This window comes from Pseudomonas sp. NFIX49 (genome assembly GCF_900115915.1).
In the GTDB taxonomy this organism is placed as follows: domain Bacteria; phylum Pseudomonadota; class Gammaproteobacteria; order Pseudomonadales; family Pseudomonadaceae; genus Aquipseudomonas; species Aquipseudomonas pharyngis.
Map to the genome: position 1 here is coordinate 621,816 of NZ_FOYE01000003.1, position 26,746 is coordinate 648,561.

General features: G+C 59.4%; 23 protein-coding genes. 19 read left to right on the forward strand and 4 right to left on the reverse strand.

Annotated features, from left to right (window positions below):
- The first annotated feature begins 40 nt into the window (after positions 1–40).
- From BMZ46_RS10975 to BMZ46_RS10985, 3 genes are all read left to right on the forward strand, one after another.
- A complete protein-coding gene (locus tag BMZ46_RS10975; RefSeq protein WP_074687599.1) occupies positions 41–670 on the forward strand; it encodes a LysE family translocator in 630 nt (209 codons plus the stop codon).
- Between the two features lie 196 nt (positions 671–866).
- The gene (locus BMZ46_RS10980; protein WP_074687598.1) at positions 867–4,544 is read left to right on the forward strand and encodes a hypothetical protein; all 3,678 of its coding nucleotides are present in this window, start codon (positions 867–869) and stop codon (positions 4,542–4,544) included.
- Positions 4,545–5,026: 482 nt separating this feature from the next.
- Positions 5,027–6,424, forward strand: coding sequence for a hypothetical protein (locus BMZ46_RS10985; protein WP_085666678.1), 1,398 nt, complete (start codon positions 5,027–5,029; stop codon positions 6,422–6,424).
- A 131-nt stretch (positions 6,425–6,555) separates the two neighbouring features.
- Here BMZ46_RS10985 and uraH read toward each other — a convergent pair whose 3' ends face one another.
- Positions 6,556–6,909: a hydroxyisourate hydrolase gene (uraH, locus tag BMZ46_RS10990; RefSeq protein WP_011333195.1), complete on the reverse strand. Its 354-nt coding sequence runs from the start codon at positions 6,907–6,909 to the stop codon at positions 6,556–6,558.
- 429 nt (positions 6,910–7,338) lie between these two features.
- Here uraH and puuE point away from each other — a divergent pair, with 429 nt between their 5' ends.
- The 8 genes from puuE to BMZ46_RS11030 all read left to right on the forward strand — a co-directional run bounded on the left by puuE (position 7,339) and on the right by BMZ46_RS11030 (position 15,431).
- Positions 7,339–8,265, forward strand: coding sequence for an allantoinase PuuE (gene puuE, locus BMZ46_RS10995; protein WP_039769896.1), 927 nt, complete (start codon positions 7,339–7,341; stop codon positions 8,263–8,265).
- Entirely contained in the window at positions 8,262–8,777 is a 516-nt protein-coding gene (uraD, locus tag BMZ46_RS11000; protein WP_039769895.1) for a 2-oxo-4-hydroxy-4-carboxy-5-ureidoimidazoline decarboxylase, read from the forward strand. Before puuE ends, uraD begins: the two co-directional genes overlap by 4 nt.
- Positions 8,778–8,867: 90 nt before the next feature.
- A complete protein-coding gene (alc, locus tag BMZ46_RS11005) occupies positions 8,868–9,863 on the forward strand; it encodes an allantoicase (RefSeq protein WP_007960036.1) in 996 nt (331 codons plus the stop codon).
- Positions 9,864–10,004: 141 nt separating this feature from the next.
- Positions 10,005–10,508, forward strand: coding sequence for an ureidoglycolate lyase (locus BMZ46_RS11010; RefSeq protein ID WP_027613342.1), 504 nt, complete (start codon positions 10,005–10,007; stop codon positions 10,506–10,508).
- Between the two features lie 51 nt (positions 10,509–10,559).
- Positions 10,560–11,873, forward strand: a complete 1,314-nt coding sequence (locus BMZ46_RS11015) for a urate hydroxylase PuuD (RefSeq protein ID WP_074687595.1) — start codon at positions 10,560–10,562, stop codon at positions 11,871–11,873.
- Positions 11,874–12,042: 169 nt separating this feature from the next.
- Positions 12,043–13,401 carry a nucleobase:cation symporter-2 family protein gene (locus BMZ46_RS11020; protein WP_039769891.1) on the forward strand — a complete coding sequence of 453 codons (1,359 nt, stop codon included), beginning with the start codon at positions 12,043–12,045 and terminating at the stop codon, positions 13,399–13,401.
- A gap of 86 nt (positions 13,402–13,487) precedes the next feature.
- Positions 13,488–14,273 (forward strand): outer membrane protein OmpK, encoded by a 786-nt coding sequence (locus BMZ46_RS11025; RefSeq protein ID WP_074687594.1) that lies wholly within the window; start codon positions 13,488–13,490, stop codon positions 14,271–14,273.
- A 372-nt stretch (positions 14,274–14,645) separates the two neighbouring features.
- Positions 14,646–15,431, forward strand: a complete 786-nt coding sequence (locus tag BMZ46_RS11030) for an outer membrane protein OmpK (protein WP_074687593.1) — start codon at positions 14,646–14,648, stop codon at positions 15,429–15,431.
- A 114-nt stretch (positions 15,432–15,545) separates the two neighbouring features.
- Here the strand turns inward: BMZ46_RS11030 and BMZ46_RS11035 are convergent, their stop codons facing one another.
- Both BMZ46_RS11035 and BMZ46_RS11040 read right to left on the reverse strand, forming a co-directional pair.
- A complete protein-coding gene (locus tag BMZ46_RS11035) occupies positions 15,546–16,718 on the reverse strand; it encodes a patatin-like phospholipase family protein (RefSeq protein WP_039769886.1) in 1,173 nt (390 codons plus the stop codon).
- A gap of 36 nt (positions 16,719–16,754) precedes the next feature.
- A complete protein-coding gene (locus BMZ46_RS11040) occupies positions 16,755–17,687 on the reverse strand; it encodes a lipid A biosynthesis lauroyl acyltransferase (RefSeq protein ID WP_007960061.1) in 933 nt (310 codons plus the stop codon).
- A 117-nt stretch (positions 17,688–17,804) separates the two neighbouring features.
- Here BMZ46_RS11040 and minC point away from each other — a divergent pair, with 117 nt between their 5' ends.
- From minC to BMZ46_RS11075, 8 genes are all read left to right on the forward strand, one after another.
- The gene (gene minC / locus BMZ46_RS11045; RefSeq protein WP_039769884.1) at positions 17,805–18,542 is read left to right on the forward strand and encodes a septum site-determining protein MinC; all 738 of its coding nucleotides are present in this window, start codon (positions 17,805–17,807) and stop codon (positions 18,540–18,542) included.
- 169 nt (positions 18,543–18,711) lie between these two features.
- Positions 18,712–19,524 carry a septum site-determining protein MinD gene (gene minD, locus BMZ46_RS11050; RefSeq protein WP_039769880.1) on the forward strand — a complete coding sequence of 271 codons (813 nt, stop codon included), beginning with the start codon at positions 18,712–18,714 and terminating at the stop codon, positions 19,522–19,524.
- The gene (gene minE, locus BMZ46_RS11055; RefSeq protein ID WP_007960071.1) at positions 19,524–19,778 is read left to right on the forward strand and encodes a cell division topological specificity factor MinE; all 255 of its coding nucleotides are present in this window, start codon (positions 19,524–19,526) and stop codon (positions 19,776–19,778) included. The genes minD and minE overlap by 1 nt, the downstream gene beginning before the upstream one ends.
- Before the next feature lie 91 nt (positions 19,779–19,869).
- Complete coding sequence (locus BMZ46_RS11060; protein ID WP_039769876.1) at positions 19,870–20,505, forward strand: RluA family pseudouridine synthase; 636 nt, start codon at positions 19,870–19,872, stop codon at positions 20,503–20,505.
- A gap of 46 nt (positions 20,506–20,551) precedes the next feature.
- Positions 20,552–21,652, forward strand: coding sequence for a hypothetical protein (locus BMZ46_RS11065; protein WP_074687592.1), 1,101 nt, complete (start codon positions 20,552–20,554; stop codon positions 21,650–21,652).
- A gap of 76 nt (positions 21,653–21,728) precedes the next feature.
- Positions 21,729–23,018, forward strand: coding sequence for a M18 family aminopeptidase (locus BMZ46_RS11070; protein ID WP_007960074.1), 1,290 nt, complete (start codon positions 21,729–21,731; stop codon positions 23,016–23,018).
- A 131-nt stretch (positions 23,019–23,149) separates the two neighbouring features.
- Entirely contained in the window at positions 23,150–23,326 is a 177-nt protein-coding gene (locus BMZ46_RS29325; protein ID WP_165369545.1) for a hypothetical protein, read from the forward strand.
- Between the two features lie 76 nt (positions 23,327–23,402).
- Positions 23,403–25,562, forward strand: coding sequence for a mechanosensitive ion channel family protein (locus tag BMZ46_RS11075; RefSeq protein ID WP_039769872.1), 2,160 nt, complete (start codon positions 23,403–23,405; stop codon positions 25,560–25,562).
- A 451-nt stretch (positions 25,563–26,013) separates the two neighbouring features.
- Here BMZ46_RS11075 and BMZ46_RS11080 read toward each other — a convergent pair whose 3' ends face one another.
- Positions 26,014–26,727 (reverse strand): UTRA domain-containing protein, encoded by a 714-nt coding sequence (locus BMZ46_RS11080; RefSeq protein ID WP_011333178.1) that lies wholly within the window; start codon positions 26,725–26,727, stop codon positions 26,014–26,016.
- Positions 26,728–26,746 lie beyond the last annotated feature (19 nt).

A 26,746-nucleotide genomic window follows, 5' to 3' on the forward strand; every position in this document is an offset into this window, starting at 1 on the left:
GCTTTTGCACATTCTTGATAACCATAAAAAGGAGCAAGTGATGAGTCTGGAAACCTGGCTGCTGTTCAGCGGCGCTGCGCTGGTGGTGATCCTGATTCCGGGGCCGCTGTCGTTGCTGATGATCAGCAACAGTCTGAATTATGGCCTGCGGCGTTCGTACCCGGCGTTCCTTGGCGGCGTGTTCGCCTCGATCTGCCTGCTCAGTGCCTCGGCGCTGGGGCTGGGCGCCCTGTTGCTGGCGTCCGAAAAACTGTTCAGCGCCCTGAAAATCATCGGCGCGATCTACCTGTTCTACCTCGCCTGGCAGAGCTGGCAGCAGTCGCGTCAGCCGTCGGTGGGGGCCGAAGTGCCTCAGGCCGCACCGGTTCCGAAATTCCGCGCATTGTTCAGCCGGGCCTTCGTGCTGGGCGCGAGCAATCCGAAAGACATTTTGTTTTTCGCCGCATTTCTGCCGCAATTCCTCAGCGCCGAGCAACCGTTCCTGCCGCAACTGCTGGTGATGATCGCCACCTGGACGTTGCTCGACCTGCTGTGCAAATTGACCTACGGCCTCGGTGCCCACGGCGCCGCGCGGTATCTGCGCAGCGGCAAGGGCCAGAGTTGGTTCAACCGCATCAGCGCCGGATTGTTCGGCGGTGCCGGAGCTGCTTCACTGTTGAGCGGGCACTGAATAACACAGTGATCGATAATGCCATCCAGGACCATAAATTGAATTTCTGGATGGCAGCAAAAAACGACGGTTGATTCGAGTACAACAACTCAAGCCATCTGCAACACACCGCAATAGCCTGCGGATATACAAAATTGAATTTCTTTAACTACCATGGAGCAGTAAATACATAACCACGCAAGAACAAGGATGTTCTATGGCAACGCTAATACTCGACTCCACCATCAACCATAATTCAGTAGACATTTCGGACATTGAACTAACTTCCTACCCCAAACCCGCCTCCACGATTGATTTCGAAGAACACCAAAGCAATACCGGGAAACCTTCTGAATCAAAACGCAAAACATCAGAGTTAAAAGTTGTCGACCAAGTATATGGTCCTCTTCGGATCGGCAACTTCTACATAACCCGAAGATCTCTCGACGCATTGGGTGCCACCCTTGACGGCCAAGTTCTGGATGGAAAAAACACTTTTTTCCGCACTCCAAGTAGAAAGTTCATCGATGGTTTGCAGTTTGATCCAGTTAAAATCAACGCTCGTATGAAAACGTCCGTCAGCGATGATGATTACTCGCTGACTGCGCTGCTGTTTGAAATTGCCAGCCGACGACCGCTGACGTCGCCCACGCTGCTGAATAACAATATCGATATCCACGCCGACACCGATGGTTATCTGACCAAGTTGAAGCAACTTCTAGTCTCGGCACAGAAACTGGACATTCGACATGCGCATATGTCCGAGCCCCTTCCTAAATGGGCAAACCGTACCGCAAGCCGCACCATGGCCGGCACCGGCATTGGCCTCCAGGCGTTTGGTATCTACAGTGGACTTTGCGGGCTCCAGGATGCAGTGAAAAACAAGGATTCCTACGGGATCATCTTCAACAGCGCTGCCTATACAGCAGATATCACTTCGATTGCAGTGGACCTGGCGGTCACTCACAAAGCCACCCAGATGCTCAAGGCCGGACAAAGCGCCTACAAGGGCTTCGCACACACCAGCTTTGCATTGAAACTGGGCCGGGGGGGCGGCTTGATCGGCGGAGCCTTGACCCTCCCTTTCGATATCATCAGCGCGGTGGATTCATTCAATGCAGCAGCCAAAGCCACGGGTAAAGAGGCTGTCAATCATTACGTAAACGCTGGCTTGAGTGTGACCAGCGCGGCGATGACCGTACTGCTGGGCACCGCGGCTCTGGCCGGTTTTTCCTCTGCCGGCCCTATAGGGCTGGTGGCTGGCCTGCTGCTGGTCGCCGGTTCGCGTATCTGGGCGGCCATCAACGTGGTCGATGACATCGACGATTACATCACCCTGACAACCGAAGAACGATTGCGCACAGGCTGGTTTGCATTCTGGGGAATCAGCCCGGATGAAAGCGTCGAAAATCGCCATATCATTGCCAGGGCCGCCGCTCAACATGCCCGGCAGCTGCAAGCCTCCGCCAGAAAATTGCTCGACGAAGATCTGAAAGACCATACCGAGGCTGTCATCAACGGCAGATTTCACGTCGAAGTCGAGTCGATTCAGATCCCCACCTACCACTCGACCCCGGAAAACCCTCAGTACAAAACCATCAAGCGCCCTAGAATCGTCGATGACAACGACACTATCGATGCACGTGCCGGCGTCACGGAAAATACCAAAGGCTCCGTCCTCGGAGCATCATCGGAACTCAAGAACATTCTTTGGTTTCTCGGTGGCGGTTTCGACACCGTGCAGGGAGTGACGAATAAACCCAACAACTTCTATTACAGGCTGGGTCCGAAGTTTCTGGACGGAGGCAAACAGGACGACGAATTCGTCTTTGAGGGGGCCGCCGATCTGCTGCAAACAAAAGACCATTCCGGCCTGATCGGCGAACTGGATGGAGGCGCGGGAAGCGACAGCCTGAAACTGACCGGAACGTTTCCTGCCGGACACGAAGAGCGCTTTGGCTACAAAATCGATCTGAAGCAAGGCGAGATGTTTGTAAAGGTCGAACCGGATAAAGCAGACGGACTGATTCTGCACAGCATGCTGCGCAATATCGAGAACATCGACACCCTTGCAGGATCGAACAACGAGGTGATCGGTACCGACGGGCCAAACATCATCAAGGCTCGTGGCAAGGATCATGTCGATGCCGGAGCCGGCGATGACCAGATCTACGTGCTCAGCCCCTTTGCATCAATTCGTGGCGGCCCCGGCAAAGACACTTATGCGCTTTCCCATTTACCCGGCAACGTAGTGATTCACGAGGAAGGTACAGACGAGAGTTTCATCGTGCTGGACTGGCGATCGGATCTGATTGAAAGCTGGGAAATCAAAAATGCAGACTTGATCGTCACTTCGGGGTTCGATCTCGATGACGACAAAAAAAGATACGTGCGCCTGACCAATCTTTACGACTGGACTGACAATCGAACACAAAAACTGAGGGGGGGAAAGCTGACGTTCATCACCAGGGATGGCTTCCGCTGGATACCTGAACTCCCGGAAATCATTATTGACTCGCAATACGCGCCTGCTTCACAGATTCAGGTTTCCATGTTGCAGCAAGGCACGCGCGAGCTCCCGGCCATCCTCCACTCCTCGGACATTACCGTCCCTCAGGATAAAAACACCCACTATTGGATTTCACGAAACAACCAGCACACCACTCTGACGGTCACAGAACAAAAGAACAGTTTTCTGACCACTGTGTACCTTGATTTCTCCAGCGTGGAACTTTCGAATGTCCTGGCGACTTACAACATCGAAGTCCTCGCGGAAGGTGAACTCAAAAACATCATGTACAGGAATTGCAACCTGAAGCTTTTTTTCGGTGAGAAAAGCCTGTCGATCAACAATCTTGCCAGCTCCTGGTGGCGCAGCCCTGGACGGATAAACAATGGCCTGACCCGCCCTCTCATGATGCTCAATCACTCATTCGTGCTGATCCTGAACGATGGGGTTTCTTATCGCCTGCACGTGCCTCCCATCGCGGACGACCATCTATCGAATTACGGTATCGGTCATTCGCAAAGGGCGAAGGCGATTACCCTGACACCTCGGGAAGGAGAGCATCTCTATTTGCGTCCCCTCGACAATACCCCACACCCGCTGGGCGACCAGGCACGGTGTGTCAGGTTCTCGCTCCCGACCGCCCAGACCGCCATCGAAACCCTGAGCGGAAATGGATCGACCTATCTCGTTCACCTCAGCAATGACATGTCCTTGCGCCTGTCCACTCCCGGTGCCATGGCCTCGGCGACTGAACGGCTCGCCTTCTCCTCGACCTGGGAGCTGGACGCGACAGCCCTGGGTCACGTCGACATAACGCTCTCCAACAATCAGTTACTGATTGGGAAATGCACCGTGCACCTGCCTGAATACGACAACAGCGAAGATCTGGTGGATCAGATACGTGTGATCACGGCTTCGGGGATTGTGCATGCAGTCGATCTGATCTTTGAGGCCATCTATATAGAATCGATCGATGCCAGGTTCTTCATCCCTCCCGACGATCCCGACACGCCTCTGCCTGCCGAATGGTCCACCGCGACGAGCGCTCAACTCCCCGTGCGCAATATATCGATGAAAGACGGCACACCGGGAGCGCTCTCATATCACCTGAGTCAACGTCGCTGGGTATTGGATACCGATGTTTCCCGCCTTGTGGACGTCGACGACCTGAAAACGATCAACCACTGTACCCATCAGATGAATGTGTTCGAAGTGGTAGCAAAGATTGCCCTCGATTACTCCCCTCCGATCAGCGCCCAGGGTCTGCACACGCTTCGAGCGCAATGCGCGAAGCTGAGGGGAGATCTGTCCCTTGATGACGCGACAAGGCTGGAGCGAGCGAAGAACCTGGCCTGGCTTCTGGCCGGACAATCCAGCGTCAATTGAAGGCTTTGCCTCCATCAGTGTGCAGCGTTCATGACAGACCGGCCGGGGGCCGCGACCTCCGGCCGTTTCGGGTCAGTCATTGGCGCTGACGTCACTGGAAAGATCCGGCATCACGAATGCGTGCGCATAGACATATGTATTACCCGGAACGGGTCTGGGCTGACGATCATTTCCCCTCAATGATCCGCACTGTCGGTCTTCCAATCGCCTCGTTCATTTCAAGAGCACATCCATCAATGAGCCCCAAACGCCCTATCCGCGCCAAAGACACAGCCTCCCACGACAGTCCTCCGACTTCACGCATTCCGGCACCGGATCTGCTTCCGGGACCCCGCATTCATGCGGACGGCCACAATGCACTGCCTTTGCCTGACCATCGCTCGGACCGCTCCGTGCACTTGCCGGAGCCTCAGCCACCCACGGTCGAGATCATTGACCTGCCCGGCGATACGCAGATAACGCGACTGAATGTAGAGCCCCCCATGTCCACCTATTTTCTGGCTCCCCGACTTGTCGACCGCCTGCCGCAGCCCGACGTACAAACCGGGCTGCGCTCATCCGGACGTTATCACTATGTCGACCTGATCGACGGTGCAACGGTTCTGGTCGGTACGGATACGCAGAACCGGATACGGGCACGCCTACCCAACGAACTCATCGCTTCCGGCCCGCTTCTGGAGCGTATCGAAGGCACTGTTCAGTGGCGCCAGGTCCAGGCGCAGAGCGGTACTGGTGCGGAACCCTCGCAACTGATCCTCACTCGCCATCTCCAGGATGAATCGCCTGCCATTCCGGAAAAACGGGCGCGCCGTGAAGAAGACATTGGACCAGAGAGCGAAGGAACGCCTGCCGTTGAAAAAGACGATGCAACGGCAACAGTTCCTCGTTCACCCGCGCCGCTACCCGATGCTCCAATCGACCACTGGGAGCAGTGGGCAATCGACGCACCGCCCGGAACAACCCACGATATACAGATCAATGGCAAACGATACATGGTGTTGCCTCAAGGGCCTGCAGAGGACACACCCATTGTTTACATCACCAACCCCACACACCTGATTCACAACTATTCATCACTGGAAAGGGTTCTCGCTTCGGACCTGTTGCAACAGCCTCGCGGTGCAATCCGCGTACCTCCCGCCGGTCACTGGGAGATCGATCCCACACTGCCCTTCCTGCAACCGCTTGCAGGTTATGTTGCCGTGCATTTTCCGGAGTTGTCGGCCACCTGCCTGCAGCAGGTGGCAAAGCGTCAGTTCGAACTTGCCAATGGCTCCGACAGGATAACCGGCACCGGACTGACTCTCTTGCGCCAAACCTTCAACGACTGGAAAGCCGGCAACACCTACCCGCGAGCCGAGCTTGCGGACCCGTTGTTGATGCTGCCCTCGATAATCACCCTCGAGCCGGAAAACGCGCGCTTCATGGCGCTGCCGCTACCTGATGGAGAGGGGTCGCTGCAACGCCTCGATTTCGACCCCAACCGATTCAAACTGGAATGGAGTCACTTCATGCCCAGTCAATCGGGCCAGGACTTGAAACGTTTCACTGCGGCACTGCTGAAACGCAACGGCTACAACGTCTTCGACATCAGCCCTTCGACGTCATTTCCCGCCGTCGTATTCAATCGGCCAGGACATGATTTTCTGTTCTTTTTGAGCCTGCACCGCATCAGAGGTCAAAAGATCCATCTCCCCTTGAATCTCGACCCGAAGAGCTGGGGTGTCTCTCTGGGCGAACAGGTCGGCACATCGGCGGCACAGGCAGTCATTCAGGCAAATGCCGAAAAAAGGGTCGTCTGGCTCAGAGGAGGACCGCAAACGCTGGCGACTTATCCGCAAACTTTCGTGATTGTCAGGGACGAAAATTCCAGACTCTAAAATGAAACTTCGTCAGACCAAAGGCCAGCCTGCGGCGAATTTCAAGCAAAAAAAGCCCGCAGTGTGAGCGGGCGAAAGACCAAAGAAGCTATATGCGCAGTCGCTTCCCGGTGGGGGCAGCTGCTTGGGGGTCAGCTGCCCCGATAGGTGGAATAGCTGTAAGGCGAGATCAGCAACGGCACGTGGTAGTGATCCTGTTCGGCAGAGATGCCGAACCGCAGCACCACCACGTCCAGAAATGCCGGCTCCGGCAACTGGACGCCACGGGCGCGGTAGTAATCGCCGGCGTGGAACTGAACCTGATAGACACCGGTACGGTAGTCATCGCCTTGCAGCAGCGGCGCATCGACCCGGCCATCGCTGTTGGTAAGCGCACTGGCGACCAATTCCAGGTGCGAACCTTCAACGCGGTACAGCTCGACCTTGATCGAGCTGCCCGGGCAACCGTGTGCAGCGTCCAAAACGTGTGTTGTCAAACGTCCCATTGATTCTGCGCGCCTGCCTGCGTGGAGCAGTCAGACCTCGCGCCTCCCGAAGTCAGTTGAAAAGGAGACCGCACCGTTTCGGAGCACGAAAAGCTGCGGCGAGCGACTGATTAAGACACTTTTCAAAAAAATTGTACACAATAAAAACGACATTTTTCCTCCCGCCCCCAGCCTCCGCCGATTTTCCGCTGCTCAGCCCTCGAACCATGCATTCATTGAACCTCTGATCCATTAGCTGACTGATCAGGCAGATTTCTTGCAGGCTCTCACCGTTATCAGCAAAAGAGGACGGCCGGTGAAAAATGCGAAAATTCAGGCTTACAAATTGAGAATAAAGTTGTATACAATCAGCCCATCGCTGTGACGCCAGCTGCCATCCCATCTTCAAGGCGCCACACAATCTGTCAACGAATAAGAAGGAAGACTGCAGTGAGCGCTGACTACCCACGCGACCTGATCGGTTACGGCAGTAACCCTCCTCACCCACACTGGCCGGGCAATGCCCGGATCGCCCTGTCCTTCGTACTCAATTACGAAGAAGGTGGCGAGCGCAACATCCTGCATGGCGACAAAGAATCGGAAGCCTTCCTCTCGGAAATGGTCGCGGCCCAGCCTCTGCAAGGCGCGCGCAACATGAGCATGGAATCGCTTTACGAGTATGGCAGCCGCGCCGGCGTCTGGCGGATCCTGAAACTGTTCAAGGAATTCGACATTCCGCTGACCATCTTCGCCGTGGCCATGGCCGCCCAGCGTCACCCGGATGTAATCCGCGCGATGGTCGAGGCCGGTCACGAGATCTGCAGCCACGGCTACCGCTGGATCGACTACCAGTACATGGACGAGGCGCAGGAACGCGAGCACATGCTCGAAGCGATCCGCATCCTCACCGAACTCACCGGCGAGCGCCCGCTGGGCTGGTACACCGGTCGCACCGGCCCGAACACTCGTCGTCTGGTGATGGAAGAAGGCGGTTTCCTCTACGACTGCGACACCTACGACGACGACCTGCCCTATTGGGAACCGAACAACCCGACCGGCAAGCCGCACCTGGTGATCCCATACACCCTGGACACCAACGACATGCGCTTCACCCAGGTCCAGGGTTTCAACAAGGGCGACGATTTCTTCGAATACCTCAAAGATGCGTTCGACGTGCTTTATGCCGAAGGCGCCGAAGCGCCGAAGATGCTGTCGATCGGTCTGCACTGCCGTCTGATCGGCCGTCCGGCGCGTCTGGCTTCGCTCAAGCGCTTTATCGAATACGCTAAAAGTCATGAACAGGTGTGGTTCAGCCGCCGCGTCGACATCGCGCGTCACTGGCACGAAACCCACCCGTACCAAGGGGCTGCCAAATGAGCACCTTTCAAACCCTGAAACCGTCGACCCTGAGCCGCGACGCCTTCGTCAAAGCCTTCGCCGACATCTACGAACATTCGCCATGGGTGGCCGAGAAGGCCTTCGACCTGGGCCAGGACGCATCGATCGACCAGATCGAAACCCTGCACCAGCGCATGAGCGACATCCTGTTGAGCGCCGATCACGCCAGTCAGCTGGCACTGATCAACGCTCACCCGGACCTGGCCGGCAAAGCTGCCGTCCAGGGCGAGTTGACCGAAGCCAGCACCCATGAACAGGCTGGCGCCGGTATTCACCAATGCACGGCCGAAGAGTTCCAGCGCTTCACCGAGCTGAACGACGCCTACAAAGCCAAGTTCAAGTTTCCCTTCATCATGGCGGTAAAAGGCAGCAACCGGCATCAGATCCTCGCGGCGTTCGAAACGCGCATTCACAACCCGGTCGACACCGAGTTCAAATGCGCGCTGGCGGAGATCAACAAGATCGCCCTGTTCCGATTACTGACTCTCTAGCGAGCCTGGCCCGAGAAACCTCTAGAACGCTTGTGTTTCCCAGGGCCCTGCAAGCATCCCAAGCCACTTATTTAAAGGCAGACAAGAAGAATGAAAGCTTACGCCGTACCTTTCGAGAAGTTCGTCAACCTGGCCGATGCCCGTCTGGGCACCAAAATCATCTCGGTCACCGATGACTGGTTCGCAGACGCCAATCGTCTGTTTCAGCCGACCCCGGCCGTGTGGAAGGAGGGCGTGTTCGATGACAACGGCAAGTGGATGGACGGCTGGGAATCGCGCCGCAAGCGCTTCGAAGGCTACGACAGCGCGGTGATCCGCCTGGGCGTACCGGGTTCGATCAAAGGCGTGGACATCGACACTTCATTCTTCACCGGCAACTTCCCGCCATCGGCCTCGCTGGAAGCCTGCTTCCTGGCGTCGGGCGAGCCGGACGAAAACACCCAGTGGACTGAAGTGCTGTCGGCCGTCGAACTGCAAGGCAACAGCCACCACTATCACGAAATCAGCAACGACAAGGCGTTCAGCCACCTGCGCTTCAACATCTACCCGGATGGCGGCGTGGCCCGTCTGCGCGTGTACGGCATTCCGTTCCGCGACTGGTCGGCTGTTGGCGACAACGAGCAAGTGGACCTGGCAGCAGCCCTCAACGGTGGCCGCGCCCTCGCCTGCTCCGACGAACACTTCGGCCGCATGAGCAACATCCTCAATCCGGGCCGTGGCATCAACATGGGCGACGGCTGGGAAACCGCACGTCGTCGCACGCCAGGCAATGACTGGGTGATCGTCGCGCTGGGCCACCCGGGCGAGATCGAAAAAATCATCGTCGACACCCTGCACTTCAAGGGCAACTACCCGGACACCTGCTCGATCCAGGGCGCGTTCGTCAAGGGCGGCACCGACAGCCAGATCGAAACCCAGTCGCTGTTCTGGCGCGAACTGCTGCCAAGCCAGAAGCTGGAGATGCACGCCGAACACACCTTCGTCGAGCAGATCAAGGCACTGGGCCCGATCACCCACATCCGTCTGAACGTGTTCCCGGATGGTGGTGTGAGCCGCCTGCGCGTTCTCGGCAAGGTCGCTAAATAACACCGCAATGATCGTTCCCACGCTCTGCGTGGGAATGCATCACTGGACGCTCTGCGTCCGCTTTGGATGTGACGCGGAGCGTCACGGGCTGCATTCCCACGCGGAGCGTGGGAACGATCACTCAACGAAAAGAAGAACAGCATGCGCACACTGACGATTGAACCGCTGACCAAAGAAGCCTTCGCCCCTTTCGGTGACGTGATCGAAACCGACGGCAGCGATCACTTCATGATCAACAACGGTTCGACCATGCGCTTCCACAAACTGGCGACGGTCGAAACCGCGACGCCTGAGGACAACGCGATCATCAGCATCTTCCGCGCCGACGCGCAGGACATGCCGCTGACCGTCAGCATGCTGGAACGCCATCCGCTGGGCAGCCAGGCTTTCATTCCGTTGCTCGGCAACCCCTTTCTGATCGTGGTCGCGCCACTTGGCGATGTACCTGTATCAGGCTTGGTCCGCGCCTTCGTCACCAACGGCAGGCAGGGCATCAATTACCATCGCGGCGTCTGGCACCACCCGGTGCTGACGATCGAAAAGCGGGATGACTTCCTGGTGGTTGATCGCAGTGGCACAGGCAACAACTGCGATGAGCATTTTTTCAAAGAGGATGAGCGTTTGATCCTCGCCCCCCACCAATAAGAGAAGGTCCGATCACTCGACAACAAGAGTGACGGGCGAGAGGTAAAGACTGTGGAAGCACATCTGTTGGAATGGCTGAACCTGAGCGTGCGCTGGGTTCACATGATCACTGGCGTGGCCTGGATCGGCGCGTCGTTCTACTTCGTCTGGCTGGAGAACAACCTCAACCGCGTCAACCCGAAAACCGGTCTTGCCGGTGATCTGTGGGCGATCCACGGCGGCGGTATCTATCACCTGGAAAAATACAAACTGGCCCCTCCGTCGATGCCGGAGAACCTGCACTGGTTCAAATGGGAAGCCTACTTCACCTGGATGTCGGGGATCGCGCTGCTGTGCGTGGTGTTCTACTCCAACCCCGTGCTCTACCTCGTGGCACCCGGCAGCGGCCTGACCGGCCCTGAAGGCGTGGCCATCGGCATCGGTTCGCTGATCGCCGGCTGGTTCATCTACGACTTCCTCTGCGATTCGCCTCTGGGCAAAAAACCTGCCCTGCTCGGCTTCATCCTGTTCGTGCTGATCATCGGCGCGGCGTATGGCTTCAGCAAGGTGTTCAGCGGTCGTGGTGCGTACCTGCACGTCGGCGCGATCATCGGCACCATCATGGTCGGCAACGTGTTCCGCATCATCATGCCGGCGCAGCGCGCACTGGTGGCCGCGATCGCCGAGAACCGCACGCCGGATCCCGCCCTGCCGGCCAAAGGCCTGCTGCGTTCGCGTCACAACAACTACTTCACCCTGCCGGTGCTGTTCATCATGATCAGCAACCACTTCCCGAGCACCTACGGCAGCCAGTACAACTGGTTGATCCTGGCCGGGATCGCGGTGCTGGCAGTGTTGGTGCGTCACTACTTCAACACCCGTCACGACAGCCACAAGTTTGCCTGGACCCTGCCGGTTGCAGCGGTGGGCATGATCAGTCTGGCGTACGTCACCGGCCCGGCGCCGATGTCGACCGCTCCGGACGTGGCCAAGGCCCCTGCGAAAATCGAGTACCAGCCGCTGCCGGAAACGGCTTTGGGTGGTGGCGCGAAACCGGCTGAAGCGGCACAACCGGCCGCCCCTGCTGCACCGGCCGCCGCTCCCGCTCAGGCGTCCAACGCCGGCCCTGCGTTCGACAAGGTGCACACGGTGATCCAGGAACGCTGCGCGGTCTGCCACTCGGCCAAACCGACCAGCCCGCTGTTCAGCGCTGCACCGGCCGGTGTGATGTTCGACACCCCCGAGCAGATCCGCCAGAACGCGGCGCGGATCCAGGCGCAAGCCATCACCACGCAGATCATGCCACTGGGCAACATCACGCAGATGACCCAGCAGGAACGTGACCTGATCGGTGCATGGATCGCCCAGGGAGCCCAGACCAACTAAGCAGTAAAAGCATCGCTGGCAAGCCAGCCCCCACAGGGTTTTGCACTGCCTGTGCGGGAGCTGGCTTGCCAGCGATTAGCCGCCACGCGGTTTACCTGATGCAAAGAAACAGCTGTGAGCAACCCGGCAGCTGTTCAATCACAAGAATAAAAAAGATCCGAGGTGTTGCATGTCCGAGCTGTCCAAAGCGCGCATCCCCGACGCACCCGCCATTCAGCGTTTGCCCCTTTTGCAACTAATCCTGGTCGGTTTGCAACATGTACTGCTGATGTACGGCGGCGCCATCGCGGTACCGCTGATCATCGGACAGGCCGCTGGCCTGAGTCGTGAAGAAATCGCCTTCCTGATCAACGCCGACCTGCTGGTCGCCGGCATTGCCACCATCGTGCAGTCCTTGGGCATCGGCCCGATGGGCATCCGCATGCCGGTGATGATGGGCGCCAGTTTCGCCGCCGTCGGTAGCATGGTCGCCATGGCCGGCATGCCCGGCATCGGTCTGCAGGGAATCTTCGGCGCGACCATCGCCGCCGGGTTCTTCGGCATGCTCATCGCGCCATTCATGTCCAGGGTCGTACGCTTCTTCCCTCCGCTGGTGACCGGCACGGTCATCACCTCGATCGGTCTGTCGCTGTTTCCCGTGGCCGTGAACTGGGCCGGTGGCGGCGCCGCCGCTGCGCAATTCGGTTCACCGATTTACCTGGCCATCGCCGCACTGGTGCTGGCCACCATTCTGTTGATCCACCGCTTCATGCGCGGTTTCTGGGTCAACATTTCCGTGCTGATCGGCATGTGCCTGGGCTACGTGCTCTGCGGCGCCATCGGCATGGTCGACCTGAGCGGCATGGCCAACGCGCCGTGGGTTCAGTTCGTCACCCCGCTGCATTTCGGCATGCCGAAGTTCGAACTGGCACCGATTCTGTCGATGTGTTTGGTGGTGGTGATCATCTTCGTCGAGTCCACCGGGATGTTCCTCGCGCTGGGCAAGATCACCGGTCAGGAAGTCTGCCCGCGCATGCTGCGTCGCGGCCTGCTGTGTGATGCCGGTGCGTCGTTCTTCGCCGGTTTCTTCAACACCTTCACCCACTCCTCCTTCGCGCAGAACATCGGCCTGGTGCAGATGACCGGCGTGCGCTGCCGTTCGGTGACCATCGTCGCCGGCGGTCTGCTGATCGTCCTGAGCCTGCTGCCAAAAGCGGCGTTTCTGGTGGCATCGATTCCACCGGCGGTGCTGGGTGGCGCGGCGATTGCGATGTTCGGCATGGTCGCGGCCACCGGCATCAAGATTCTGCAGGAAGCCGATATCGGCGACCGTCGCAACCAATTGCTGGTGGCGGTGAGCATCGGCATGGGGCTGATCCCGGTGGTGCGTCCGGAATTCTTCGCTCACCTGCCACTGTGGATGAGCCCGATCACCCACAGCGGGATCGCCATGGCCACCCTCAGCGCGCTGACGCTGAACCTGTTGTTCAACATCCTCGGTGGCGCCGAACGCGCCGCGATCAACGACTGCCACGCACACCCGCACTGATCCGAAGAGTAAAAAAGGAGGCTCGCCCAAGCCTGCCCCCTCGCGACAGCTTTGCCTCAAACAATAAAAACAAGAGGGAGCAACAGATGATCCGGACTCAAACCAGCGTGTTGTTGGGCGGCGGCCTGCTGGCCGCCTCGCAAGCCATGGCCGGCGATTTACTGCTATGGCAGACCAACAGCCTGAGCTACCTGTACGGCAAGAATTTCGCGATCAACCCGTCAATCCAGCAGACGGTGACGTTCGAGCACGCCGACAAGTGGAAGTACGGCGACAACTTCCTGTTCATCGACAAGATTTTCTACAACGGCCAGGAAGACCGCAACAAAGGGCCCCATGCGTTCTACGGCGAATTCAGCCCGCGCCTGTCGTTCGGCAAGATCTTCGACAAAAAGCTGGAATTCGGCCCGATCAAGGACGTACTGCTGGCCATGACCTACGAGTACGGCGAAGGCGACAGCGAGGCCTACCTGATCGGCCCCGGCTTCGACCTCAAGGTGCCGGGCTTCAACTATTTCACCCTGAACTTCTACCGCCGCCAGACCGAAGGCCCGCGCCCCGGCGACGGCGTCTGGCAGATCACCCCCGGCTGGTCCTACAGCATTCCCGTGGGCAATTCCGATTTGCTTATCGACGGCTACCTCGACTGGGTGGTCGACAACGATCAGAACTCCCGTGGCACCTATCACGCCAACCTGCACATCAACCCGCAGATCAAATACGACCTGGGCAAAGCCCTCGGCTGGGGTGAAAAGCAGGTGTACGTCGGCACCGAATACAGCTACTGGAAAAACAAATACGGCGTCGAAAGCACCCACAGTTTCGACACCAACCAGAACACCGCCAGCCTGCTGGTCAAGGTGCACTTCTAAGATGGCCCGCAACCGTGCCCCCTACCTGTCGTCGGTGCTCTGTTGCGGGGCACTTGAGGCCTGGCCGTTGAGTCAGTATTCTCCGCGGCCTCCTGAATTCGGTCTAAAAAAAAGCCCGAATTTAATTCCTGACCGAAAAGCCAACTTATCCAGGCTTCGGTCAGTACCGAGGCATCCCGAAAACACGCTTAATCGACTGTTTTTCAGCAGCCGACGGGCTTTTTTTTGCTTTTCGAAAAGCCTTGGCTCAGCTCTTGCTAACAGCATGAAAGCTGACCGGATGGATGACTTTTGCAGCAATGAAAAAAGGCGCCACACCAGAGCGCCGACTCAAAAAAATAAACGTGGAACACCTACTTTGGGAGCAACCGAATGAAACGTATGTGCACCAGCCTGATGCTTGCGGGATCGCTGCTGGCAGGGGGTCAGGCCATGGCCGAGGGCCTGCTGCAATGGCAGAACAACAGCCTGACCTACCTCTATGGCAAGGACTTCCAGGTCAACCCGCGCATTCAGCAGACCGTCACCTTCGAGCACGCCGATGCCTGGAAGTACGGCGACAACTTCGTGTTCGTCGACAAGATCTTCTACAACGGCAAGGATGACGGCGGTGTGGGTTCGAACACCTACTACGGCGAAATCAGCCCGCGTCTGTCGTTCGGCAAGATCTTCGATCAGAAACTGGCTTTCGGTCCGGTCACCGACGTACTGCTGGCCATGACCTACGAATTCGGTGAAGGCGATACCGAGTCGTACCTGATCGGTCCAGGCTTTGACCTGGCGATCCCGGGCTTCGACTACTTCCAGCTGAACTTCTACCAGCGCCACACCGAAGGCTCCCGCGCCGGTGACAACGTCTGGCAGATCACCCCGGTCTGGTCCTACACGATTCCGGTCGGCGACTCGAACATCCTGATCGACGGCTTCATGGACTGGGTGGTCGACAACGACTCCAACTCCAAAGGCGATTACCACGCCAACCTGCACTTCAACCCACAGGTCAAATACGACCTGGGCAAAGCGCTGAACATTGGCGAGAAGCAGTTGTATGTGGGTGTCGAGTACGACTACTGGTCGGACAAGTACGGGATCAAGGACAGCCAGTATTTCAAGACCGATCAGAGCACCACGAGCTTCCTGGTGAAGTTCCACTTCTGATCCGGCGGCGTCCTCACGGGCGCCTTCGCGAGCAGGCTCGCTCTCACATTGGCTCTGTGCACGACACAAATCCCTGTGGGAGCTGGCTTGCCAGCGATTGCTGCACAACAAAACTCAGGCCGGAACCAGCGACTCGCCAATCCCGAGAAACCGGCACAGCTCATCGCGCTTGGCCAAGGCATCGCGCCTGCCCAGATCGATCAATTCGCTGCAATACCCCGCCTCGAACAGCAAGTAACTCAACACCCCTGCCCCGCTCGTTTTGGTCGCCCCCGGCCCACGCAGAAACAGACGCAACGCCGCGGGCAATTCCTGGCGATGCCGCGCCGCAATTTCATCGATCGGCTGGCTGGGTGAAATCACCAGCACGTCCACCGGCGCCACACCCAACGCGCGGGTCGGCGTGCCTTCGGGCATCAGATGACTGAACTGGTTGAGACGCTGAAGCAGCTCGATATCGCTTTCCAGGCTATCAATGAAGGTGCTGTTGAGCATGTGCCCGCCGATCTGCGCCAGCGTCGGTTGCTGCCCGGTGTAAGCACGCTCCAGCGGTTGCGCCGGATCGAAACCGCGCGGGTTGCCGCTGACGCCCACCACCAGCACCCGGCTCGCGCCCAGGTGCAGCGCCGGGCTGATCGGCGCCGACTGTCGCACCGCGCCATCGCCGAAATATTCATCGCCGATCTTCACTGGCGCGAACAACAGCGGGATCGCCGAACTGGCCAGCAAGTGCTCCACCGATAACTGCGTCGGCACACCGATGCGCCGATGACGCAACCAGGAATCGATGGTCCCGCCGCCCTGATAGAAGGTCACGGCTTGCCCGGACTCGTAGCCGAACGCCGTCACTGCCACCGCGTGCAATTGCTTGCGCGCGATGGACTCGGCGATGCCGGGCAAGTGCAGTTTTTCGTTGAGAAGATGACGCAGCGGCGAGCTGTCGAGCAGCGCCACCGGCAGTTGCCGGCCCATGCCCAGCAGGCTGTGACTGACAAAACGACTGGCCTGACGGATCACCCCCGGCCAGTCGCTGCGCAACACGCGATGGCTGCGAAAGCCTTGCCAGAACAGCGTCAGGCGTTCGATGGCCGCGCGAAAATCCGTCGCACCGCTGGCCAGGCTGACCGCGTTGATCGCCCCGGCGGAGGTGCCGACGATCACCGGAAACGGATTGTCCGCCCCCAGCGGCAACAATTCAGCAATCGCCGCCAGCACCCCCACCTGATACGCCGCCCGAGCCCCGCCGCCGGAAAGAATCAAACCTGTGACCGGTTCAGCTGGGCTCATCGCAACGCTCCGTGGTGCTTGTGGGGATGGGTCGAATCAACCGCGTTTGGCGTACAGCTTCGGCTCGCCCGGTGGCCGGCTCTTGAAACGCCGGTGTGCCCACAGGTATTGCTCGGGGCACTCCCGCAACACGCCTTCGACCCACTGATTGATGCGGATGCAATCTTCTTCTTCGGTCTCGCCCGGGAAACCTTCCAACGGCGGATGGATCACCAGACGATAACCGCTGCCGTCCGCCAGACGTTCCTGGGTGAACGGCACCACCAGCGCCTTGCCCAGCCGGGCGAACTTGCTGGTGGCGGTGACCGTTGCGGCCTGAATGCCGAATAGCGGCACGAAGATGCTTTGCTTGGCGCCGTAGTCCTGATCCGGTGCGTACCAGATTGCCCGGCCTGCACGCAGCAGCTTGAGCATGCCGCGCACGTCGTCACGCTCCACCGCCAGCGAATCAAGATTGTGCCGCTCGCGGCCCTGACGCTGGACGAAGTCGAACAGCGGGTTCTTGTGTTCGCGGTACATGCCGTCGATGGTGTGCTGCTGGCCGAGCAGCGCCGCGCCGATTTCCAGGGTGGTGAAATGCACCGCCATCAGAATCACGCCCTTGCCTTCGCGCTGGGCCTTTTGCAAATGCTCCAGGCCTTCGACGTGGGCCAGTTTCGCCAGACGCTGACGCGACCACCACCAGCTCATCGCCATCTCAAAAAAAGCGATGCCGGTGGAGGCGAAGTTTTCCTTGAGCAGACGCTTGCGCTCGGCGGCGGACTTTTCCGGGAAACACAGTTCCAGATTGCGCTTGGCGATGCGCCGTCGGTCGCCGGCGAAGCGATACATCAGGGCACCGAGAAAACGACCGATGGCCAGCAATGCCGGATACGGCAGCTGCACGATCAGCCACAACAGCCCGAGGCCGCACCAGAGCGGCCAGAAGCGTGGGGCAAGAAATGCTTTTCGAAAACGCGGGCGATCCATTAAAGCTTCCGTAAATACAGTGGCCGCGCATTCTACATCGTTCGACCCGGCTTGCGGCCTGCGGGCGTTCTCGTTATAAGTCTCGGCACTTTTAGTGACAAGCCGTTGTATGCCCACATGAGCCAAACCGAACCGAAAGACCAAGATCCCGTGTTCCAGCTGAAGGGCAGCATGCTCGCCATTACAGTGCTGGAGCTGTCCCGCAACGACCTGGACAGCCTCGATCGGCAATTGGCCGCCAAAGTCGCCCAGGCACCGAATTTCTTCAGCAACGCGCCGCTGGTTCTGGCGCTGGACAAACTGCCGCCAAGCGAAGGCGCCGTCGACCTGCCGGGCCTGATGCGCGTGTGCCGTCAGCACGGCCTGCGCACCCTGGCGATCCGCGCCAGCCGCATCGAAGACATCGCTGCCGCCATCGCCATCGACATCCCGGTGCTGCCGCCGTCCGGCGCCCGCGAACGACCGCTGGAAGCAGCCGAACCCGTCGCCCCGAAAAAGCCGGAAAAGCCGTCGGAGCCGGCCGTCAAACCGACCCGCGTCATCACCACGCCAGTACGTGGTGGCCAACAGATATATGCGCAAGGTGGCGATCTGGTGGTGGTTTCCTCGGTCAGCCCGGGGGCGGAACTTCTCGCCGATGGCAACATCCATGTATACGGCCCGATGCGCGGTCGTGCGCTGGCCGGGGTCAAGGGCGACACCAAGGCGCGGATTTTCTGTCAGCAATTGAGCGCTGAACTGATCTCCATCGCAGGCCATTACAAGGTTTCCGAAGACCTGCGTCGCGATCCGATGTGGGGTTCGGGCGTACAGGTCAGCCTGTCGGGCGACGTGTTGAACATCATTCGGCTTTAACGGATACTGCCGCATTTTCCAAGCATCTCTAAAACGTAGCGAAAACGGCTCAAACGAAGTAGGAAAAAGGCCAAAAGCCGGATTCCAGCCAAGGCTGTCCGACTGCAGTAGTTTTCTAGAGATGTTTTTCAGGGGCTGAACAGTCCTTCTTCCTTAGGGGTGAAACACCTTGGCCAAGATTCTCGTGGTTACATCCGGCAAGGGTGGTGTGGGTAAGACCACCACCAGCGCCGCTATCGGTACCGGCCTCGCTCTGCGCGGCCACAAAACAGTGATCGTCGACTTCGACGTGGGCTTGCGTAACCTCGACCTGATCATGGGTTGCGAGCGCCGCGTGGTGTATGACTTCGTCAACGTCGTGAACGGCGAAGCCAACCTGCAACAGGCCCTGATCAAAGACAAACGCCTGGAAAACCTCTATGTACTGGCCGCCAGCCAGACCCGCGACAAAGACGCGCTGACCGTCGAAGGCGTGGAAAAAGTCCTGATGGAGCTCAAGGAACAATTCGACTTCGTCGTCTGCGACTCCCCGGCGGGTATCGAGAAAGGCGCGCACCTGGCCATGTACTTCGCTGACGAAGCGATCGTCGTGACCAACCCGGAAGTCTCCTCGGTACGTGACTCCGACCGCATGCTCGGCCTGCTGGCCAGCAAGTCCCGTCGCGCCGAACGCGGCGAAGAGCCGATCCAGGAACACCTGCTGATCACCCGCTACCACCCGGAGCGCGTCGAAAAAGGCGAAATGCTCGGCGTCGAAGACGTCAAGGAAATCCTCGCCGTACGCCTGCTGGGCGTCATCCCGGAATCCCAGGCCGTGCTCAAGGCCTCCAACCAGGGCGTACCTGTGATCCTCGATGATCAAAGCGACGCCGGCCAGGCCTACAGCGATACCGTTGATCGCCTGCTGGGCAAGGAAAAAGAACACCGGTTCCTGAATGTCGAGAAGAAGGGATTCTTCGAGCGTCTGTTTGGAGGTAGGTAATGAACCTTTTTGACTTCTTTCGTGCCAACAAAAAGCCAAGTACCGCCTCGGTCGCGAAAGAGCGTCTACAGATCATCGTGGCGCATGAACGCGGCCAGCGCAGCACCCCGGACTACCTGCCCTCCTTGCAGAAGGAACTGGTGGAAGTGATCCGCAAGTACGTCAACATCGGCAACGACGACGTGCATGTGGCACTGGAGAGCCAGGGCAGCTGCTCGATTCTGGAACTCAACATCACCCTGCCAGACCGCTGAGTCGATCCGGCAGGAACGACGGCGGCTCAGGGCCCTTCCGACACCGGAGGGGCCCTGAGCCGCCGTCGGCATTTGTTACGAGGCTGTTTTAATGCCGTTGTCCAACGTCCAAATCATTCATCAGGACGCCGCCGTTCTGGTGGTGAACAAACCGACCCTGTTGCTCTCCGTCCCCGGCCGGGCCGATGACAACAAGGACTGTCTGATCACCCGTCTGCAGGAAAACGGCTACCCGGAAGCACGCATCGTCCATCGCCTGGACTGGGAAACCTCGGGGATCATTCTGCTGGCCCGCGACGCCGACACCCACCGCGAACTGTCGCGCCAGTTTCACGATCGTGAAACAGAGAAAGCCTACACTGCGCTCTGCTGGGGTCAGCCGGAACTGGACAGCGGCAGCATCGATCTGCCGTTGCGCTACGACCCGCCGACCAAACCGCGCCACGTGGTCGATCACGAACACGGCAAGCACGCCCTGACCTTCTGGCGTGTGCTGGAGCGCTGCGGCGACTGGTGCCGCGTCGAACTGACACCAATCACTGGTCGTTCGCACCAGTTGCGGGTGCACATGCTGTCGATCGGTCATCCGTTGCTCGGTGACGGCCTCTACGCCCACGAGCAAGCCCTGGCTGCCTGGCCACGCCTGTGCCTGCACGCGAGCATGCTCAGCTTCACCCATCCACAGTCCGGCGAACGCTTGCGCTTCGAATGCCCGGCACCGTTTTAAGCACTGTTGGACCGACAGCTGCCCGATTTATAGGATTTTGTTCCGGATGAGTTGTACTGATTCCCTTGCAACACCCGTCAAGAAGACCCGTCATCAACTGCTCTACCTGATTTACGGCAATCAGGATGTCTACCGGCGCGAAGCCAAGTTCAGCATCCTGACCGTCCTGTCCCAGGCCAAGAACGGCAAACGCCCGGCGATCAGGATTCTCACCGACCGGCCGCAAGACTACGAAGGCTGGCCAGTCGACACCGTACTGCTCGACGAAGCGACCCTGACCCGCTGGCAAGGACAGAACGGTTACCACCACCGGCGCAAGGCCTGCGCGATTGCCGCCGGTTTGCAACTGGCCGAGAAAACCCTGTTCGTCGACACCGACACACTGTTCACCAGCCACCCGAACAGCTTGTTCCAATACATCGATGCAAATCGGTCGGTGATGGATCGCTTCGAATACGACTGGAAAGACGTCTTCGAACGGCCGGACTACCTGAAGCTCGCTCGCGACCTCAGTGTCCACGGTGTTTCCCCACAGAACGGTTTCAAGCTCTACAACAGCGGCCTGTGCGGTATCACCGACCGCGACTCGGCATTGTTCGAAGAGTCGATCAGGCTGATCGACGAGTGGACGGCCGGCGGGTTCGAGATTCACACCATCGAGCAGATCGCGCTGTCCTACGCAATGCGCGAACGGCCGGTGGTGGAAGCGCGCAAACACATCTACCACTACTTCGCGGAAAAACGCTTCTTCCACGCGATGCAGGCGTTTTTCTTCGCCCAGCACGGCGAGAAATTCAGCCAGCGACTGGTGGACCTGTGTGCCGATGTGCCGCGCGTCAAACCCTTTCCGTCCGCCTGGCAGCGTCTGAAGATCAAGTGGAAGCTGCGCAACCAGAGCGGCGCCATGCGCAAGGTGGGTCGGGATCTGTTGTACGGCAGCGCCGCGCCGGATCACCCGTACTACAGCGCCTGTCGTCATGAGTGGTGGGAATGCGCCTCGCGGGAGATTCTGCGCTGGGACGAGAGCCGTCAGAAAAAGCTTCTGGAACAGAGTCGCTGGCCAAAGCAGCTGCCCCGTCCGGACAAGCCTGAAGACGAAAAAGTGATCATGAACTACCTGAAAAAACGCGTGGCCGCCGCTCGTTGACGCGAGCGGCACATGTCATGTCCCAAGCATCAGGCCGATGCGTTAAACTCCCGCCCATTGCTGTCTGGAGCTTCTTATGCGCGAAGAGTTGAACCAAGGCCTGATCGACTTCCTCAAGGCCTCCCCTACCCCGTTCCACGCCACCGCCAGCCTTGTTCAACGCCTTGAGGCCGCCGGTTATGTGCGCCTCGACGAGCGCGAAACCTGGCACACCGAAGCCAATGGTCGTTACTACGTCACCCGTAACGATTCCTCGATTGTCGCGATCAAGATGGGCCGCAACTCGCCGCTGCACGACGGCATCCGTCTGGTCGGCGCCCACACCGACAGCCCGTGCCTGCGGGTCAAGCCACAACCTGAATTGCAGCGCCAGGGCTTCTGGCAGCTCGGCGTCGAAGTCTACGGCGGCGCGCTGCTGGCGCCGTGGTTCGACCGCGACCTGTCACTGGCCGGCCGCGTCACCTTCCGCCGCGACGGCAAGGTTGAAAGCCAACTGATCGACTTCAAGGCCCCGATCGCGATCATTCCCAACCTGGCCATTCACCTCAACCGTGAAGCCAATCAGGGCTGGGCCATCAACGCCCAGACCGAGCTGCCGCCGATTCTCGCGCAGTTCGCCGGTGACGAGCGCGTGGATTTCCGCGCGGTGCTCACCGATCAACTGGCTCGCGAACACGGCCTCAACGCCGACGTGGTGCTCGATTACGAGCTGAGTTTCTACGACACCCAAAGCGCTGCGGTCATCGGCCTGCATGGCGACTTCATCGCCGGCGCGCGCCTTGACAACCTGCTGTCGTGTTACGCCGGCCTGCAAGCCCTGCTGACCGCCGACACTGAAGAAACCTGCGTGCTGGTGTGCAACGACCACGAAGAAGTCGGTTCCTGCTCGGCCTGCGGCGCCGACGGCCCGATGCTGGAACAGACCCTGCGCCGCCTGCTGCCGGAAGGTGACGAATTCGTACGCACCATCCAGAAATCCCTGCTGGTCTCGGCCGACAACGCCCACGGCGTGCACCCGAACTATGCCGAGAAGCACGACGCCAACCACGGTCCGAAACTCAACGCCGGCCCGGTGATCAAGGTCAACAGCAACCAGCGCTACGCCACCAACAGCGAAACCGCCGGGTTCTTCCGCCATCTGTGCATGGCCGAAGAAGTGCCGGTGCAAAGCTTCGTGGTGCGCAGCGACATGGGCTGCGGCTCGACCATCGGCCCGATCACCGCCAGCCACCTGGGCGTGCGCACCGTCGACATCGGCCTGCCAACGTTCGCCATGCACTCGATCCGCGAACTGTGCGGCAGCCACGACCTGGCTCACCTGGTCAAAGTGCTGAGCGCGTTCTACGCCAGTCGCGAACTGCCATAGGAAACAGCCGGGATCGCAGCGTCGAGCTGCGATCCCCGGCCTTTAGAACCGGCTCATTTCTGATACACATCAGCACCGTCCATCGAAAACCCACCTAGACTTGAATCATCCCCTTCGACAAGGCTGTCGCCATGATCTCGATGTCTGCGTTTCACTCCATGCTCATTCCCATCCTCGGCGGAATGATTCTGCTGGCCATCGGTTTCAACTTCCGTGACAAGAACGCCGGTGTGTTCGCCATGTGGATCGGCATGCTGATGATCCTGGCCACCGTGGTCTACAAGATCCTTGCCAAACTCAACGAATAAATCCGCTCCCGGCTCGCATTGAATCTGGCGGGCTCGTACACTCGCCCGATCCGCCCCTTGCGAGGTTGACCGCCTAGTGTTTGCTCGTCTTTTTGCCCTGCCCTGCCTGTTTCTCGTTTGCCTGATGATCCTGGTGTCGCCGGCGCCTGCCGACGCCGCCGGTCTGCCGGGATTGCTCACGGGCGCCGGCAAGGCTCAGCCCGAAGCTCAGGAACCGCTCGGCCAGTCCCTGGACGAAGTCATCAAGTCGCTGGAAAACGACAAGCAACGTGCCCAGTTGCTGACCGACCTGAAAAAACTGCGCGACGCCACGAAAAAAGCCCAGGCCACCCCGGAAGAAGGGGTGCTGGGACTGATCGGCGGCACCCTCGCCACTTTCGAAAAACAGTTCTCCGGTGCCGACAGCCCACTCAATCGCTGGTCCGCCGAATTCGACATGGCCAAGGACGAGCTCAAAGGCCTGATGCTGCCGGCCAGCGAATGGCTGCCGATCATCTTCGCCTTCGCCGTGATCCTCGCGGTCTGGAGCCTGCTCGCCGCCGCGCTGATCTGGCTTGGTCATCGGGTACGCATGCGCTTCGGTCTGACCGAAGAACTGCCGCAACATCCCCGAGCCCTCGACATGCTGCGCTTCGCCCTGCGCAAGCTCGGGCCGTGGATGATCGCCCTGGTCATCACCGTGTACATGAGTTACGCGCTGCCATCGTCGCTGGGCAAAAGCCTGGCGATGGTGCTGGCCTATGCGCTGGTGGTCGGCACCTGCTTCTCGGCCATCTGCGTGATTGCCTTTTCCGTACTCGACGGACCGCACCGCCACCGCGCGCTGTACATCCTGCGCCACCAGGCCTTCCGCCCGCTGTGGCTGATCGGCAGCTTCGCCGCGTTCGGGGAAGCCCTGAGCGATCCGCGACTGATAGCCGGCCTCGGCGTACACCTGGCCCACACCGCCGCCACCGTCGCCAATGTCCTCGCGGCGCTGTCGACCGGTCTGTTCATCCTGCGTTTCCGCCGACCGATCGCCCACCTGATCCGCAACCAACCCCTGTCCCGCCGCCTGACCCGCCGCGCCCTCAGCGACACCATCGAAATCCTCGGCACCTTCTGGTACGTCCCGGCGCTGGTGCTGGTGGGCATTTCGCTGTTCGCCACCTTCGTCTCCGCCGGCGACACCAGCACCGCCCTGCGCCAGTCGCTGATCTGCACCGTGCTGCTGGTGTTGTGCATGGTCATCAACGGCCTCGTCCGCCGCCACGCCCTCAAACCCCAACGCGGCCCGAAACGCCACGCGCTGTATTCCGAACGCCTGAAAAGCTTCTTCTACACCCTCGCCCATTTGCTGGTGTGGCTGGCCTTCATCGAACTGGGCCTGCGGGTCTGGGGCATGTCGCTGATCGGCTTCACCGAAGGCGAAGGCCACGACGTCAGCGTCAAACTGTTCAGCCTGATCGGCACGCTGATCTTCGCCTGGCTGATCTGGATCCTCAGCGACACCGCCGTGCACCACGCCCTCACCCGCTCACGCAAAGGCCTGGCCAACGCTCGCGCACAAACCATGATGCCGCTGATCCGCAACGTGCTGTTCGTGGCGATCTTCATCATCGCCCTGATCGTCGCCCTCGCGAACATGGGCATGAACGTCACGCCCCTGCTGGCCGGTGCCGGCGTGATCGGCCTGGCCATCGGCTTCGGCGCCCAGTCGCTCGTGGCCGACCTCATCACCGGCCTGTTCATCATCATCGAAGACTCCCTGGCCATCGACGACTACGTCGACGTCGGCGGGCACCTGGGCACCGTCGAAGGCCTGACCATCCGCACCGTACGCCTGCGGGACATCGACGGCATCGTCCACACCATCCCGTTCAGCGAAATCAAAAGCATCAAAAACTACTCCCGCGAATTCGGCTACGCGATCTTCCGCGTGGCCGTGCCGTTCAACATGAGCATCGACGAAGCCATCAAACTGATGCGCGACGTCGGCCAGAAAATGCGCACCGACCCGCTGCAGCGGCGCAACATCTGGTCACCCCTGGAATTTCAGGGCGTGGAAAGCTTTGAATCCGGCAACGCGATATTGCGAGCAAGATTCAAGACAGCACCGATCAAACAGTGGGAAGTTTCACGGGCGTTCAATTTGTCGCTCAAACGACATCTGGATGAAGCCGGCCTGGACCTGGCGACGCCAAGGATGAATGTGCAAGTGATCACCGCAGGCGGTGGCGGCCAAACTCAAGAATAGACCCGAAGAATCGGGCCGACTTCAAAGCCCTCATCGCTGGCAAGCCAGCTCCCACAGAGAGCAAAAGCAACACATATGCCCTTCCACCACTCAACACAATGAGCGTTAGCTCGAGTACCGCTTTTGACGTGCCGGCCCCATCGGAAGGCTGAGTGGAGGGATTTATCCGGGGGTGGGAGCGCAGCGACCGTGCGGCGCAGCCGCATGCATCGAGAGGAGGTGCAGCGAAGCAAACCGTAGGCGATGCCCCCGGATGAATCCCGGAACGAAGGAACACCGAGCCAAAGCGAGGGGCCGAACGCCGGGGCCCAGCGTTTTGGTTACTTTGGGGCGTTTGCCAAAGTGACTCGCCGTAAGGGCGAAACCGTCAGCGGCAGCACCCGAAGAAACGGATATGTACACAGTCAATCCAAAACCTGGTCGGCCCAGCGGCCGCCAAGGTCAAACAAGGTCAAACAACATCAACCCCGACGTGAATCGCATCATGCCGCCAAAACTCCAGATCACAATCAATCAACCGCCCAAACTGATCATAATTAACCCGAGCAATCCTCAACCCCGGACTCCCCACCGACACCCGTAAAGCCGCCGCCGCATCGACCGATAAAGACGTAGGCACAATCTCGAACCGCACCCGCCCATAGTGCAAATCGTAATGCCGCGCATACAACTCGGTAATCGACTGATTCAAATCAAACTCCAGAATCCCCGGAAAAAACTGCGGATTCAGATAATGCTCCACATACAACACCAGCCGCCCATCGATCCGCCGCGACCGGCAAATCTGGATCACGCTCGACAACGCCGGCAACTGCAACCACGCACACACCGCCGCTGACGCCGGCTGCAAGCGCGCCGAAATCACCTCGGTCGACGGCACCCGCCCCTGCGCACTGACCATCGCGTGAAAGTGACTGCGCTGCATCAGGTTGTAAGCCAGACGCGGCGGCGACACGAACCAGCCCCGCCGCTCCTCGCGATAAATCTGCCCTTGCGCCTCCAGCTGCAACAAGGCTTCCCGTACCGTAATTCGCGTCGTGCCGAACAGCTCACTGAGCTTGCGCTCGGCCGGCAACTTGCTCCCCGCCGCCAGCAACCCATGGTCGAGTTGCTCCTGAAGGATCTGGCCAATCGCTGTCACCGCTTTTGTTGCCTCATCGCGCATCAACGTTACCTATCTGGAC